Here is a 15,631-nt window from a genome sequence, read left to right as displayed (position 1 = left end):
CGGTAAAGGCTCAGAAGCCGTCGTCGCCCAACTTCAACAGATGCAGACGGAAATCGCATTCGGTGGACCACTGAAGAGGCTGTACTTGGAGAACCACCGACTTTTCCAGTTTCATCCTTGGTATAAAGGTTTTCCAATAAATAGTCTCGATATCTCACGATTGGACTTTCCTCTACCTTCTCGGTGCAGTCATATATTGTTAACGGAGGTTTTTCATCAACCAGAAGGCCAGTCCTTGGGTGTGTATGTTCGGGGATTTCCGTGCTCAACCACCGATAGAAGCTCAATAACGCAACTGCATGGGATTGAATCGTCTTATCGGAGGATATATCTGGATCTGCCAACAAAGAGTGAAGATATAGATTCACTGGCACCACATTGATACCATCGGGGTCTATTAAAATTGGAAGTTTATGAGCAAATGGTTTTGAGTTGTCCCTAACGTCATGGATGATCTCGCCACTGTCAGGGTGTGGCCTACTTATAAATGAGGGATATTTCTCCGTACTAATCCACATAAGACAATAGTCAAAGCCGAAGTCATCTGGAAACGACCTATTTTGTTCAATCACATTAACACCTAAATCATCCGTTATTCACACTGCTAAGCCTTCCCCCAGGGGGTTACGCGTTCATACATCTACTTTTTCAAGATATTTCTTAACCAATAGTAAAAATTGTAACCACCCCTCATCTCGACGTCTAATTTATACAACCTGAAACATTACAACATGTGATGTCTAAAGTATTTCCCAACTGTAAGCGCATAGTTAGAGGAGAATGCCAAAATGCCATGGCGCTGCATTTCGGCTTTGATCTGAAAGACGGGTACGCCCATTTTAATACCGAGTAACTTAGCTTCACGCGAGCGTGCAACCACGCAGCCGTCATTGTTGGACAGCACCACAACCGGCGTATCTTTTAAATCAGGACGAAACAGCTTCTCACAACTGGCGTAAAAGTTGTTGCAGTCCACCAAGGCAAATACAGGCATGGGACAGTCACGACTTACGGCGCATGTTTCGCACCACATTGGTGACCACACCAAATATCTCTAACTCTGCCCCTTCAGGAATATGAATGGGCTCATACGCCTGGTTTCTTGGGATCAGCTTGACGCACGGCCTTAGTTGAAGCTCCTTTACCGTGAGTTCTCCATGGATGCCAGCGATGACAATGTCACCGTGTTCTGCTTGAACAGAACGATCAACCACCAAAATATCATCTGGGTGAATCCCAGCATCAATCATTGAATCACCTTCAACACGCACAAAGAACGTTGCAGCCGGTCGCTTGATGCACAGCTCGTTGAGGTCGAGCGTTTGCTCAACATAATCCTGCGCTGGTGAGGGAAAACCAGCAGAAACACGTTCCATGAACAATGGAATACGAAGGCGCTTGGCTTTGATGAAGGCAAGTGCGCCGCTACGGCCTATCAGCGAGACACTCATGACGAACCTCGAAAAAATAGAATTAATACTGTTTGTTTATACAGTATCTGATGCTATGCTGATTTCTACAAGTAAAATTGTAGGTAAAACTGTAGTTGTTCGAGTAAGACGTTGTGTCGTGGGTGATTTCTTTTTTGTGTTGAAAAGCTTGATGTGGGGATTGCTCGCCCTCGTCAAAGCCTGCAAGGCTTGGACAATACTGCTTCTGCCTACTGCTCTTGTTTCTGTTACTGATCCTGTTACTGCTACTGGTTAACGCATGGGTCAAGTAACCGTCAAACAAGGCTTGTTGAACCCTTTGCAAAGGGTTTAAAAACAGTTAGTAAAATTCTGCTTCGTATTGAATTTACTGGCTTAAAGCGAAGTCAGGAGCATCATTAAAATGCTCAGTCGAACTCAGTTCAAGCCTTTTTCAACCGTTTGAAAAGGGGTTGGCTAAGCCATACCTAAAGGGTATCGGTAAGGGTTACCTAAAGGGTTTAGCTAAGGCTTTCTGAAAGGCTTAGCCAAAGCCTTCATACATGGGTCACCCAGTAGAAAGATCAAAAAAACGCTGAGGTATCCAAGGTGCATTTAGAGAAACCTGTGGCACAGTGAAATAACCCAAAGCGAACAATAGAATTGAAGAGGAACCATCAATGACAAGAGCCCCTGCGCCATTTCCGCTAGAGCGCCTCGCGGATATTCCAGAAAGACCAGAAGATTTTAGATTGCTGGAGCGTATTCCATTAACGCGTGAGCCGCAGTCCTGGCCACTTGAACTTTCTCCTATGGTTGGTGATGAACAGCCAATGGTGCTGCTCGATACAGAGACAACCGGACTGTCTGCCGAGGACGAGTCCATTATTGAGCTTGGTATGGTTAAGGTGCTTTACAGCCCCTCTGCTCAGCGGATTGTGTCGATTGTTGATGTGATCAGCTTGTATGAAGATCCCGGTAAGCCTATCCCCGAGCTGATTACCGAGTTAACCGGTATCACCGATGATATGGTGCAAGGCCAGCACATTGATGATTCACTGGTAGCGAGTTGGTTATCCGATGATCCGCTGGTGGTTGCACACAATGCGCAGTTTGATCGTCCTTTCTTTGAAAAGCGGTTTGCTGCATTAGGCCATCTATCTTGGGCCTGTTCAGCCAGTGGCATAGATTGGAAGGCACTGGGTTTTGAAAGTCGAAAGCTTGAGTACCTGCTGCTTCGCTTAGGTTGGTTTTATGAAGGACACCGAGCTGCAACCGATTGTTTGGCGATGGCCTGGTTGTTCCATTTGTTGCCCGAGTCCGTTGCAAACTTGTTGTCTGAAGCGGACAGGCGAACTGTGTTAGTTCGTGCGTTTGGTGCGCCGTTTGACGTAAAGGACTATTTAAAAGAGCGTGGTTACCGCTGGCATGACGGTGTTAAAGGTGCCAACAAGCATTGGTGGCGCGAAATCAGCGAAGACGAGTTACCGCAGGAACAAACTTACCTGGATGATTTGTACCATCGTGGCTCAGAACATGCCCACTATGACTACAAAGATGCTCGCAATCGATTTAAAGCTTTGTAGCTCTCTATAAGTTAAGCCTTGCATATTTGAGAATCTCTGGAAAATGGAAAGTGAACTCATGGTTTAACCAACAAGAGGAATCTTTCCATGTACCAAGACACCTACATTGAATACTGGGGCGAAATCTTCGTCTCTGCCCGCATCATTGAATTTGGCATCACGTTCGAGCGCTTTCTTAAAGATCCATGGAAGCACTTGATGTCCTGTGGCCAAGAGTCTGCCCCAGACGCGATTGCTGAAGGGATGCTGCCATTGCTACCAGCCCAGGCAGAAGTCGCCAGGCGCATTCGGGAGAGTGAGCAACGAGCCCTGATGTCTACAGAGTCGGACAAAGGGGTATCTCATTGCAGTTACATCGTGGTGCCACTGGTTCGGGTAGCGCATTGATTGATAGCAACTATCATCGATGGCACCAAACAAGGTCTTCACGCCCATACCTGAGCGGCAATTGCAATCCAGATCAAAAAGTTGCCGCTTAGTCTTCCCTACAAAATAATTTGTGATAGGATGATACCTAATAAAATTAATTAGGTTGAAGCCTATTCAGTGTTTTATGGCCATCTGTCCAGCTTCAACCGGTAGAGATTGATTAGTCATTGCGGATGAAGAGCAGCATTGAGTGACACTATTCAATGTGATTACGCGATGTCTGACCGTACTTTATAAACAGAGTTTTAAGAATCTGGTTGAATTGGATAAACAAGACGCATGACAAATGATGGTCTGAAACAAACGGTAGTGGTGAAGCCAGATAGGCTTTCGCAGATAGCGCAGTTGCCACAAGCAACCAGGGATCGCATTGCCCACATCGATTTCACCTTATTGTTTAAGGGAGAAGCGGTACGGGCAGACTTAGTAGATCGGTTCAGCATAGCTGCTGCACAAGCAACGAAAGACTTCACCATGTACCGAGAGCTTGCACCAGGCAACATTGAGTATGACCAAAAGCTCAAGTTGCATAAACGTGGTGAAGCATTTGAATCCTTGTTCGACTACGACGTTGTGAGAACACTGGCAACCATTAGCCAAGGGTACGGTGATGGCTTCACTGGAAAGGTAAAACCACCCCTTGCTTGTGAAGCGCCTTATCACCTCAACAAGCCGAGTTTATCGATAGTGGCGAAAGTCACCGAGGCCATACACAAAGGCAAAGCCTTGCGTATCACCTATGTATCGTTATCGAGCGGTGAAACCACGCGTGAAATTGTGCCGCATACGCTGGTGGACAATGGCCTGCGTTGGCATGTTCGTGGTTTTGACCGCAAGCATGCTGAGTTCCGAGACTTTGTGCTGACCCGAATAAAAGCAGCGATTGTGCTTGAAAACTCTACGTTATCTGAGGCTGAACTCGAAAGCCAAGACCGCCAATGGAATCGCTTTGTTGAGCTGGAGTTAGTGCCTCACCCACGTATTGAGCACAGCGAAGCGATTGAACTGGATTATGGCATGACTAATGGCTTTCTAAAGGTTGAGGTTAGAGCCGCGACCGCCGGATATTTGCTTAGGCTTTGGAATGTTGATTGTTCAGAGGCTATGTGTTTATCAACCAACCAATGCCAGCTTGCATTGAACAATCGTGCCGCGCTGTATGGAGTTCAAAACCTCGCAATTGCGCCTGGTTATGCCACTGATATGTCTCATTTAACCTAGACAACAGAATCTAATCATCAGAATTAATAAAGAATTTAAGGAATACCGATGCCAACGTTGGATTTTAAAGGTAAGCAGTTTGTTTATTCACACCATCTGAGTGTGCCTTTTCGTGAACTCAAAGTGGTTGCGGAAAAATCGTTACCGCAGGAGGGCAAGACGGCATCATTGGATGACAACCTCATCATTCATGGCGACAACCTTGAAGCTCTTAAGGCGTTACTGCCTACCCATGCCGGTAAAGTAGACTGCATTTTTATCGACCCGCCGTATAACACAGGTAATGAAGGCTGGTGTTATAACGACAACGTGCGCTCACCATTGATGCAGGAGTGGCTGAAAAAGTCTGCCAATCCTGTTGATAAAGAAGATTTGGAGCGTCATGACAAATGGCTTTGCATGATGTGGCCGAGATTAACACTTTTAAAAGAACTACTAGCCGAGACTGGAAGTATTTGGATCACCTTAGATGACAATGAGTTTCACCGACTTAAGATCGTTATGGATGAGATCTTTGGGGAAGAAAACTTCATCGGCACGATTATCTGGCAGAAAAAGTATAGCACTAAAAGTGATACGAAATATTTTTCGGAAGAACATGACTTTATGGCTGTATACAGCAAAAATCCAACCAAGTTCTCTATGGGGGGATTAGAACGCACAGACAGCCAAAATGCATCATATAAAAACCCTGACAACGATCCCAGAGGTCCGTGGACATCAGGTGATTTACTAAGAATGGAATCACGTGACTACGCGATATATGAAATAACTTCTCCAACTGGGGTTGTCTCTGTCCCCCCCAAAGGAAGTAGTTGGCGATTTAACAAAGATAAAATTGAAGAGCTAATTGCCGATAATAGAATTTGGTTTGGCGAGGATGGCAATAGTAGACCAAGATTTAAACGGTTCTTGAGTGAAGTTCAAGATACTATACCTGCACAAACCATATGGAAGTACCATGAAGTCGGTAATAGTGATTCTGCGAAAAAATCACTGGGTCAGATGTTTACGGATAAAGGAGATATCTTCGCTACGCCAAAGCCGGTAGATCTGATAAACCGAGTTCTAACGTTGATCAATAACAATCAAGCTATTGTTCTTGACTCTTTTGCTGGGTCTGGCACTACTGCTAATGCAGTGCTAGAGGCTAATAAAAAAGACAATGGCAATCGTAAGTTTATCTTAGTTGAGTGCGAAGACTACGCCGATACATTAACAGCAGAGCGTGTTCGCCGTGTCATTAATGGTTATCCATTTCAAGGTAAGCAAAAACAAGAACTGCTTTCTGAAAAAATCACTTGGTCGGTCTTTGAGAAAAAGCACGCAGAGCTGCTTGAAAAAATAGCCAAAGTTGAAGAAAAACACAGCAACGATTTCGACAAAATCAAAAAAGAGCTTAAAGATGGCGTGCTGACTGTCACCGGTGAGCGCAAAGTGGATGAGTTTGCCCCTGGCATTGGTGGCAGTTTTACCTATTGTACCTTGGGTGAACCGATCCAAATTGAAAGCTTACTTACCGGCGAAGCCATGCCGTCATTCGATGCGCTTGCTCGTTATGTATTTTATACAGCAACTGGTCAGTCGTTAGAAACGGTCGCTAAAGCCTCTGCCGATGGTTTTATCGGCGAAACAGACTTATTCCGTATTCATTTGTTCTATCGCCCAGATAGCGAGTGGCTGCGCTCGAATGAAGCGGCATTAAACGCTGAAAAAGTCGAGGTTATAGCGAAAAACAATGCTACGAAGAAGCGCACCATTGTTTTTGCTGTGGCGAAGTTTATGAGCCAGAAAGACTTAACTGAAAAACGCATTGAGTTTTGCCAGTTGCCTTACGCCATCCATCGCATTATGGGGGCGTAACATGGAGTTAAAAGACTACCAGAATGGTGTATTGGATAAGCTGGATTATTACTTAAAAAAGCTGGCCGACACCAAGGAAGAAGCGGAAGACTTTGTTGCATTTCAGAAAATGAAAGGCAAAGAGGCCCGCTTAACCGATTACGCCAAAGACACTTGGGAAGCTCTGGTACAGGAGCGCCGTATTGACCTACTTAAAGACAAAAGCGGCCACTTGGTGCCAGCGCCTTATGTCACAAGATTTGATGGCTTAGAGCGGCCAATCCCTAACGTGTGCCTGAAAGTACCGACAGGTGGTGGTAAAACCTTACTTGGCGTTGCTGCGGTCGAGCGCCTGCAAACGGATTTGTTTACGCAACAGACAGGTATGGTGCTCTGGGTGGTGCCGTCGGATGCCATTTACAAGCAAACATGGAAACAGTTAGCTAATCGTGAACATCCGTATCGGCAAATGCTTGAACGTGCTTCGGGTGGGCGGGTAAAAATGCTCGAAAAGAACGATGCCTTTACCAAGCGGGATACCGACGAAAACCTGTGCGTTATGTTGTTGATGCTGCAATCCAGTGCGCGTCAATCCAAAGAAACGCTACGCATGTTCCGTGATAGCGGGCGATTTACCACTTTCTTCCCTATTGAAGATGACACCACAGCCAATGAGGCACTATTGAGCAGTATTCGTAATCTAGATTGTAACGATCTATCCGATTACGGTTGGCAAGAAGGCATAGCCCCAGGCTCAGTGTCAGTCAAACAAAGCTTAGGCAATGTGTTACGCATGGTTCGCCCAGTGATTATTGTGGATGAGGGGCATAAAGCCTATAGCGAAACCGCAAGAGAAACCCTGTGTGGCTTTAACCCTAAGTTTATTCTTGAGCTTTCTGCCACGCCTAACGCAAACGGTAAGCATCACTCAAATGTGCTAGTGAATGTGTCTGGGCAAGCGTTAAAAGATGAGCAAATGATTAAGTTACCCATCAACTTAATCAACGAAGACAAAAGTGAGTGGAAGCATACCTTGTCGCTTGCGCACGCCAAATTGGCAGAGCTAGAGAAGGATGCTGGGCAGCTACAAAACGAAACTGGTCGCTACATCCGCCCCATCATGCTGATCCGTGTTGAGCGCACAGGTAAAGACCAACGAGATTCTGCCTTTGTGCATGCGGAAGACGCCCGCGAGTATTTAATGGAAAAATTGGGCGTAAATGAAAATGAAATTCGCCTGAAAACGTCTGACAAAGACGAGTTGGGTGATGATGATTTGCTCAGCGAAATGTGCCCCGTCAAATACATCATCACCAAGGATGCGCTGCGTGAAGGTTGGGATTGCCCCTTTGCTTATGTGTTAACTGTGTTGTCTAAAATGACCGCAAAAACGGCAATCACCCAAATGATTGGCCGGGTGCTACGTCAACCACATGCGCGATTGACGCAAAAACCAAGCTTAGATGAGTGTTACGTCTACACCTTTGATCAGGATGTGATGGAAGCCGTCGCTGGTGTTAAGCAAGGTTTAGAAGAAGAAGGGATGGGAGATGTGGCGAATCAAGTTAAAGCTACAGAAGCCAATAAACCCGCCGCAGTAGTGAGCAAAGAAACCTTATTGCGTAGAGAGCGTTTTCGTAACCTACCGAAAATATTCTTGCCTCGGGTTTTACATCGCGATGCTGGGTACAAAGACGGCTACCGTTTGTTTGACTATGAACGGGATGTGCTGGGTGACCTAGATTGGGAATCACTATCTTATTTGAATGCTGAGAATTTCCAGCTAGTGGACGACAAGTTACAGCGCACGATTGCCCGTATCGACTACAAAATGTCAAAGGATAACCAAGGCGAATTGGACTTGGCCGATCCGGTTCACGAGAACATCGAGTTTGACCCGAATGCAGGCCTGGATATCTCGTTTATGGTAAGGCAGCTCACCGATGTTATTCCAAATCCATGGCAAGCCATGCGCGTGTTAACGCACACCTTAGACACCTTGCGTAGTAATGGGGTTACAGAGGAAGCGCTGTTTACTAATCGCCTTGAACTACTCAAAGAGATGAAGCGAGATATTAAACAGCAGGTTGCGCAATTATCGGAGCAAATCTTCAGATCTAAGTTGGACAAGGGTGATATCTCCCTACGTCTACTCGCTTCAGATAACGAAAAGCTAAATTGGGAACTGGCGCAAACCTTAGAAGTTAATGTCAGTGAACATGATCAGGTGCTTCGCCGCAAAGATGGATCAGAACTCGAAAAAAGCCTGTTTGAAAAGGTCTATCAAAATGGGCTGAACAATTTAGAGCGCGACACAGCCTGGTATTTGGATAAGCAAGAGTCTGTGTATTGGTGGCATCGTATTGCAGTAAATCAACGCGAGTACAGCCTACAAGGCTGGCAAAAGCAAAAGGTTTACCCTGACTTGTTGGTGTGCGTCGAACAGCCAAACTCTGGCAGTTACCGCTTCTCTGTACTGGAAACCAAGGGTGAGCATTTAAAAGGAAACGATGACACTGAGTACAAGCGTCGATTGTTTGAGCTATTAACTGAGCACGTCAAAACTGCGGTAGATGCTGGCGAACTTACGTTGGAAGCAGCGTCGGGTGGTATGTCGTTCAGAATGCTGATGGAAGACAGTTGGTCACAGGAAATCGTGCCTGAATTGAATTAATGAGTCATTTGTTGGTGTTGTGTTGTCTCCAACCTTGTCGCCCCTTCTAAAAGAGGGGCGAAACTCAAAAGGAATATCAAGTTAACGAGGATTTAGATGAGTCAGCCAATACCGACTTCTTATAATCAAATCATTGCGCATACGATTGAACAGGCGCTTGCCCTATCGGTTAATGCAAAGAGCGAAAATGCTATTGCTGGCTTTTGTCAGTTACAAGGCCCAACAGGCGGGGGCAAAAGTAGTTCGCTTTATCGTAGTCCAGACGGGAAAATTCCAGCGAGCCTTGAATTTATAAAATCCAAAGGGTTGCAGGCCATATTGGTCACCCATCGCTGGAACATCCTGCATGACATTTATGAAAGTGCCACAAGTGCAAAAGACAGCTCAGGTAATCCACTGCTCGTTAGTATCCTTTATGCTCAGGATGAAACTGTTGTTAGTGCGGTTTCGCAACGGGCACTGCCACACGAACAAGGCGTTCAAAAGTCTGACTTGCCCGATCCTTATACGGCCATTGAGGACATCCATGGTTTAGGAGTGTTTCGTTCTAATGCTGATAAAGAGGCTCTCGTTCGTGCTTGCCACAACGTTTCAGCCATTGCCCGTAATGTTGAGTACAAAAAGAAAAATCCTGATTCGATGGGCGTCTTACTCGAACGAGAAGAGCAGGAACTAAGAAAACTGTGTGGCTTTGTCGAGCGCACACTACTTGGGTGCATGTCGTCCTTAGAGAAGGCAGTGAAGTATGCCAGTAAGCACCATGGCAAGACGCATGAACTCACAGAGCAAGCAAAAGAAAAGCTTCGTTTATATAGAGAAAACAAATGGGTGCGTCGAATTTTCCCGGCGATTGCCTGGCACGATGATAAGCAACATTTGCTGGTGTTAACGACGCAGAAGCTGTTCGCTTCCTTTTACGACGGTAAACAGAAAGTCAGAATGTCGAGCGGCCAACTGGCCGGAAAAGTAGTATTTGTTGATGAGTTTGATTACCAAGCGGATATTCTACAGACCTTACTTGCCCAGTCTCAAATGGTGCAAGAGCCGCCTGAGTGTATTGGTCAATTACTTGAAGGGGGCAAGCGTCTTTTAGCGCGAATGCAGTTTGTTACTGCGCAGCCTATACCTGAGCTTTACAGTGAGCTTAAACAGCTTATTGCGGAGCTAGAGGAGGATTTGACCGGCAAAGGTGTCGATCTCAATCAGTCTAGGGCGTTGGTAATACCATTAAAGCAGTATGAATCCGGTGTGCCGTTCGAAAAGAAATATCTGTTTCGCTCAGATCACTTAGTAACCAGTGAGCCTTTGCAGTTACAGCAAAAACCTCACGGCTTTGAAGTGAAAAGTTATGGGCAAAGCGATGAAGCATCAGTTGATGTCGGTGATTTTTTGCGTGTGATGGAGAAATATATCAGACGCTTCAGTTTGCTATTGTCGCAGTTCGCAACCGATGAGTCCGAAGCCTATGAGTATCTCGTTCGGCTAAACCGATTGCTGTTTGATCCTGCGAATGACTATCGACCATCCTACTACAGCACAGCGTTACCCAGCTTATCGCTGTTCTCCTTGCCTCGCACTAGCTTGCCTGAGTTAGAAGCGCTGAGTAAATCAAATCGATTACCCAATACTCAGACGAATATGTTTGGCCTAACAACTTGGCTGTTAACCACGGATGAAGCCGAAGCGGATATTGACCCGCTGAGGATCAAGATTAAACGCGCACTATTGCCGACAACGCCTGAAGGGTTAATGGTTTCGTTATCGAGTCGAAACCTCGTTTTTGCACTATCCGCAACTTCTTATATCGAAAGAGGGATTGGTCATTTCGATATACGTTGGATTGAAAGTGCTTTGCGTTACGTGGCTCAGGCTCGCAACCCACACTGTACAGAGAGTTTTTTGGGCGATAGCTTTGAGCAGCGCCCCGAAGACTGGTTTAAGAAACCAATTCCGTATTTACAAACTGACGAGGATAAGCAACTGCAAATGGCAGTGATCCGCTGGTTGGTTAAAGAAAAATCTGAAATGCGTCGCTCGACACTGAAAACCACGATCCACGACTTTGATGATGCTATCAATGCGCCAGTTTTTCAGGAAGCAAAACTGCATTTGAACGCTGCATTTTTTGAGGCTGAGCACTCAGATTACAAGTATGAATACCGGCAGTCTGTGTTATTTAAATTACTGCACGTTCTACATTTGGCAGCGAATGAGCCACAACATAAAGGACACCTGGCCTTTGTTAACTCAGTCAAATACCTTCGGAAGTGGTTGATAAGTGATACCGCTGAAAACAGTAGGATGAGCGCGGATTGGCTTGAAATGGAGCGTTTAACCACTGGCGTATTGTCTTCTTTTGACGATGTGTTTATTCCTTTGGCTGTCAACGGCAAGCCCATGATGATTTGCTTGCTCAATGCTGAAGCACAAAAGCGAGAAGGCTTTGAGCACGCCTATCAAGCGGCGTTCGACTCTGGCCGAACCGTGGTGGTAATGACACAAACTGCATCCGCTACCAATGGCATTAATTTGGACTACTCCTTGCCCAACTCTCAAGGACAGATGGATCTGACGTCACTGTTTATTATTGAAAGTAAGCACTTTTACTTTTCACCATGGGATAGCAATGACGCTGATGATGAAATGTCTCATGCCGGCTTTCAGCTCAGAAACTTAGAAAAATTAGTCAGGCGTTCAGAGTTTTCACGTAAGCAGCAGCGGCAATTTATTATGCCGTTGATGAATAACTCAGTCACTAAAATCCAGGAGCTAAACAAGCTCTATAAAGGGACAAATGACTACGTTAAGAATCTTGCTGCTGACGTGCAGCAGCAAGTTGGTCGTATTGAACGTGCTTGGACGTATGTGCCCCATGTCGCCATTCATTTAAGCGATGATGTAGCAGGCCATCTTCGCAACTACGGCCAATTAACCGTTTGTACTAACAACCGAAATTGGGTTTCAAACCTTAATAATCAGCTGATTGATGATCTTACTCATTCCGAAGATGCATCGGTTTCCAACTTTCTTACCTTGTTGAAAACGCGATCCCAAGATGGCTCTGCTGCGGTAGATATTATTGATAACAAGTTAGTTTCCGCTATCCGAGATGCACGACAAGGTATGGGTTGTATCGAAGATATTTCAGGACTTTGGCATGAACTAGGCCGCGCTGTATTGCAGCATGATCTCCAATGGATGCCGCATAACAATACGTTTGGCATTACTGAGCCTTTGTGTCGTTGGGCGTGCTTTGAACGGCCCAAGGAAACAAAGGTTACTGGTGAAATATGGTACGACCCAAAAAGTTGGCAGTTCTTTGAAAAGCGTGCAGCGGGATTGATTAAGTATAACCCACAGACGCTTTATGAGGTTGTTAACAGGCAACCTGCTATTTCGGATTGGTTTAATCGCAAAGGTTTTCGAACGTCGTTTCAGCCGTTTGCCAATGACATTGAAGAGCAATTTGCGTTTCATCCCGTTGTTATTCAGCGAATTTTACAAGGGCGTATTGGTGAGGAAGGTATTCGCGCACTGCTGAATGACAAACAGCTAGTCACTAAACAAGACGTCTACAACCATGAGCTGTTTGAATTATATGATTTTGAGATAGCCAAAGCGGATGTTTTTGTTGATGCTAAATTTTGGTCGATAGCTGCTCTGGAACAGTCAGATGAAGGCTTTGAGCAATGGCTTGCTTCTGGTAAACGTCCTGAATTTGCGCCTTTGGGATTAATTAAAAAGCTGGAGAAGATCCGTCAAATCCGTGGTGAAAACGCCATTTTGGTTATCGCGAATCTATTAACAGGTGAAGATTGTACCTTATCTGGCTTTTCTGAAATGTTGGAGCCAGTAAAAGTTGAGAATGCTTCAATCCTGTTTCTACCAGGTTGTTTGGTGAACGATGAGTATCAAATGACGTCTGGCTTTAAGTGGTTTTCGAAAATAGTTTGGCAGCGTATGAGGGAGCAAGGTTAATGGATAAAAATAAAGATTTGAGGAAGTTGCCGCTGTCTCATTTGGTTTATTTGAATAGCGAGGTTGATGCAGATAAAGCCAACAAATTTGTGGTTTATCACTATCCACTCATCAATAACAACTATCAGTGGAAAGAGAAGAAAGCCTGGGAAGAACGTATCGATGCTGAACTAGACAGTCGGCAGTTTGCCTATTTAATGAAAAAAAATGGTAATCAGTTTGGTCTCTATGTGGCTTTACAAAGCTCAAGTGATATTCCTCCGTCTATTGTAGACGCTGAGTTGCAACCTATTACTCCAGTTCGAGTTGAATATTCACCGGTGTTAAATCCTGTGTGGATTCGACTAATGATGCGTTCATTGCGGGCTTTTGGGGGGCATTGTAAAGGCGCTTACAGCTTAGGTTGTCCGTTATTGAAAGTAGATAGCTGGGCTGGCGGTGTTAATGCGATCAGCCTAGATTGTAGAACTCAGCAGTTAAAAGATGGAAATACCACTGAAATTGCTCTCTTTTATACCAATGTTCCATTAAGACCGTTATCTAATGACGATGATATAGATCGCATTAAGAAGCCTCTATGGGTCTATGACAAAAATAAGGTACTCGTCAGGTGGTATCCTGGCCATGAAAGAAAACCGAGAGGTACGCTGTTTAAAGAAATTGGAAAGAGTAAAAATTCACGGAAACAGCGTCCGTTTCTGGATCTTTCTACACCAACTAGGTTTGAGCAAAGTTGGCCTATGGTGTTAAAACCAGTGCAAGATGCGTTTATCTGTTTTGCGCGTGACTATGGTTTTGAACTTTCAGCTAAAACGTTAAATCTCCAACCACTGACGTTGAAAACAAAGCATAAGGCCAATAAGGCTAAGTCATCTTTCCCAAGCATCGAGATATCCGGTGAAATCAAGGTTATAGACCTAAGAGTTAATGCCGTTGTTGCCGGTGAAGAAATCTTAGACTTATTTAAATCGCTAATTGCACAGAAAGGCGTCGATGTTTCGTGGGATTTACTGGACGGAATTGCGGCAAATGACTTTGAACGGATAAAGCTTGAACGTTCGGACCGCGTTTTGATTCTGCTAGATCAGGAAAAAGGTATTGAAGATGATCGTTATCCACTAACGAAGTCGTTAGTTGGACGGTGTGCAGTTCAACATATCAACGTTAATCCTCATGATGTAACGGGAGATCCAGTCGAAAAAAGGTTATTAATCGAGTCAAAAAGAGACGATGACCCGATAAAGCTATACGTTGCGTCTGAAGGTGGATATTACACCTACAACTACGAATTATTAGATACCAAGGCATACAAAGAAGCGATTATTAGAAAGCTTGAAGTGGTTCTTAAAGAGTTAGAGATCAAACGTTTACTGATTGATTCTGATAGGGCTATTTCTCAAGTCTTGCCATTGCAACGCGCCTGTTTAAATGAATCAACCATTGTCATTACTGATGGTTATTTGTTTACGGTTTCAAACGACAGGCCGGTGTTGATCCCCTTCGATCCCACTGATTCTGGTATGACTTTGAAAATAAATGAGTACCTCGCCAATTTCGAAACATCCGTAGATGATTTGCTCACTTTGATGAATGAGAAGTGGCCCTATAGTTATCGTCAGAATGTCGTAATGGATTATTACGGTACTGAAGTTGATAAACAACGACGATTTGCGGCAAGAATTACGCTTGTTTTGAGTAAGGATAAGGATGCACAAGTATCAATCATGATGCAAGATCCATCTTACGACCAAACGAATGTATTGCCACTGGGTATGGAAGATGCGCTTTCGGATTTAACCAAGAAACAGAAGCCTTATCCGTTGACGGATTGGGTTCTGCCAGATAGTGAAGTATTGCTCAATATTGTCAAAGAGTTGAGTGATGATGGCGTTTTATCTAGCCAAAAGGCAACAATGCGATTTGAAAGTGAGTTACCCGAATTAGTTGAATTATGGCAAGAACAATTAGTTTCGCTTCATCAGCAAAATGAAACGAAGGTGACTTACTATCAGGTAAAAAAAGAGGTTATTCAGCGTTGGTTAGATAAGCGAGGAAAGAAAAAAGATACATCAATCAGCGGTAGTTTAGATACCTTGTTATCTCGATACTTTGATAAGCCTTTAAATGACATCAAACGCTGGATGAGTAACATACCGGGTATTCAACGCATATGGTACGACAAAGAAAAGGGATATTTTGTTGTCGGTGGATTAACCTCTCCAAAAGCTCAGTTGATGAGACAGCCAAGCATCAGACAATGGCACACCTTGCAAGGTGAATTGGACATCGAATTACTTGCTGATTTGCTAGATGTTGATTGGGTTCGTATGAATCAGCTTGCGGGTAACCCCTGCGTCACAACATTAATCAAGCGATGGAAAGAGATAAATCCCGAGTCTAGAGATGCGATTTTGCTCAGTTGCTAAATGGCTTTATTAAATAATTCTGTAAATGAAATTGAAGCGATAAAAAGTGCTAAGTAATAGGATAAA

General features: G+C 44.6%; 10 protein-coding genes and 2 pseudogenes. 8 read left to right on the top strand and 4 right to left on the bottom strand.

Features of this window, described 5'->3' with window-relative positions:
• Positions 1–65: 65 nt before the first annotated feature.
• The 3 genes and pseudogenes from R7E47_RS12415 to umuD form a co-directional block, all read right to left on the bottom strand.
• Positions 66–572: pseudogene (locus R7E47_RS12415) on the bottom strand (site-specific integrase); the annotation flags it as partial.
• Between the two features lie 188 nt (positions 573–760).
• Positions 761–994 (bottom strand): annotated as a pseudogene (locus R7E47_RS12410) (DNA polymerase V subunit UmuC); the annotation flags it as partial.
• A gap of 7 nt (positions 995–1,001) precedes the next feature.
• Positions 1,002–1,451 (bottom strand): translesion error-prone DNA polymerase V autoproteolytic subunit, encoded by a 450-nt coding sequence (umuD, locus tag R7E47_RS12405; protein WP_000116661.1) that lies wholly within the window; start codon positions 1,449–1,451, stop codon positions 1,002–1,004.
• Between umuD and R7E47_RS12400 the strand changes: the two genes are divergently transcribed.
• Both R7E47_RS12400 and R7E47_RS12395 read left to right on the top strand, forming a co-directional pair.
• Positions 1,450–1,707 (top strand): hypothetical protein, encoded by a 258-nt coding sequence (locus tag R7E47_RS12400; protein WP_000182836.1) that lies wholly within the window; start codon positions 1,450–1,452, stop codon positions 1,705–1,707. The genes umuD and R7E47_RS12400 overlap by 2 nt on opposite strands.
• Positions 1,708–2,089: 382 nt before the next feature.
• Positions 2,090–2,995 (top strand): 3'-5' exonuclease, encoded by a 906-nt coding sequence (locus R7E47_RS12395; RefSeq protein WP_000196208.1) that lies wholly within the window; start codon positions 2,090–2,092, stop codon positions 2,993–2,995.
• A 63-nt stretch (positions 2,996–3,058) separates the two neighbouring features.
• On the opposite strand, the gene R7E47_RS12390 is transcribed toward R7E47_RS12395, so the two are convergent.
• Complete coding sequence (locus tag R7E47_RS12390) at positions 3,059–3,190, bottom strand: hypothetical protein (RefSeq protein ID WP_262593537.1); 132 nt, start codon at positions 3,188–3,190, stop codon at positions 3,059–3,061.
• On the opposite strand from R7E47_RS12390, the gene R7E47_RS12385 reads away from it, so the two are divergent.
• The 6 genes from R7E47_RS12385 (at position 3,137) to R7E47_RS12360 (ending at position 15,565) form a co-directional block, all read left to right on the top strand.
• Positions 3,137–3,382 (top strand): hypothetical protein, encoded by a 246-nt coding sequence (locus R7E47_RS12385; protein WP_245639077.1) that lies wholly within the window; start codon positions 3,137–3,139, stop codon positions 3,380–3,382. The two genes, R7E47_RS12390 and R7E47_RS12385, sit on opposite strands and share 54 nt — an antisense overlap.
• A 321-nt stretch (positions 3,383–3,703) precedes the next feature.
• Positions 3,704–4,645 (top strand): WYL domain-containing protein, encoded by a 942-nt coding sequence (locus R7E47_RS12380; RefSeq protein ID WP_053410671.1) that lies wholly within the window; start codon positions 3,704–3,706, stop codon positions 4,643–4,645.
• 123 nt (positions 4,646–4,768) lie between these two features.
• Positions 4,769–6,508 (top strand): site-specific DNA-methyltransferase, encoded by a 1,740-nt coding sequence (locus tag R7E47_RS12375; protein ID WP_318084321.1) that lies wholly within the window; start codon positions 4,769–4,771, stop codon positions 6,506–6,508.
• A 1-nt stretch (position 6,509) separates the two neighbouring features.
• Entirely contained in the window at positions 6,510–9,161 is a 2,652-nt protein-coding gene (locus R7E47_RS12370; RefSeq protein ID WP_053410669.1) for a DEAD/DEAH box helicase, read from the top strand.
• 96 nt (positions 9,162–9,257) lie between these two features.
• Complete coding sequence (locus tag R7E47_RS12365) at positions 9,258–13,139, top strand: hypothetical protein (protein ID WP_053410668.1); 3,882 nt, start codon at positions 9,258–9,260, stop codon at positions 13,137–13,139.
• On the top strand, positions 13,139–15,565 hold the full coding sequence (locus R7E47_RS12360) for a hypothetical protein (protein WP_053410667.1): 2,427 nt from the start codon (positions 13,139–13,141) through the stop codon (positions 15,563–15,565). Before R7E47_RS12365 ends, R7E47_RS12360 begins: the two co-directional genes overlap by 1 nt.
• The last annotated feature ends 66 nt before the right edge of the window (positions 15,566–15,631 follow it).

Source organism: Vibrio sp. Vb1026 (genome assembly GCF_033338745.1).
Lineage (GTDB): Bacteria > Pseudomonadota > Gammaproteobacteria > Enterobacterales > Vibrionaceae > Vibrio > Vibrio alginolyticus.
The sequence above is the reverse complement of the archived record's forward strand: the minus strand, read 5'-3'. Positions and strand labels throughout refer to the sequence as shown.

Excerpts from the sequence above, each read along its gene's own strand:
- R7E47_RS12370 (WP_053410669.1), top strand. The coding sequence starts at position 6,510 with ATGGAGTTAAAAGACTACCAGAATGGTGTATTGGATAAGCTGGATTAT.
- R7E47_RS12365 (WP_053410668.1), top strand. The coding sequence starts at position 9,258 with ATGAGTCAGCCAATACCGACTTCTTATAATCAAATCATTGCGCATACG.
- R7E47_RS12395 (WP_000196208.1), top strand. The coding sequence starts at position 2,090 with ATGACAAGAGCCCCTGCGCCATTTCCGCTAGAGCGCCTCGCGGATATT.
- R7E47_RS12380 (WP_053410671.1), top strand. The coding sequence starts at position 3,704 with ATGACAAATGATGGTCTGAAACAAACGGTAGTGGTGAAGCCAGATAGG.
- umuD (WP_000116661.1), bottom strand. The coding sequence starts at position 1,451 with ATGAGTGTCTCGCTGATAGGCCGTAGCGGCGCACTTGCCTTCATCAAA.
- R7E47_RS12360 (WP_053410667.1), top strand. The coding sequence starts at position 13,139 with ATGGATAAAAATAAAGATTTGAGGAAGTTGCCGCTGTCTCATTTGGTT.
- R7E47_RS12400 (WP_000182836.1), top strand. The coding sequence starts at position 1,450 with ATGACGAACCTCGAAAAAATAGAATTAATACTGTTTGTTTATACAGTA.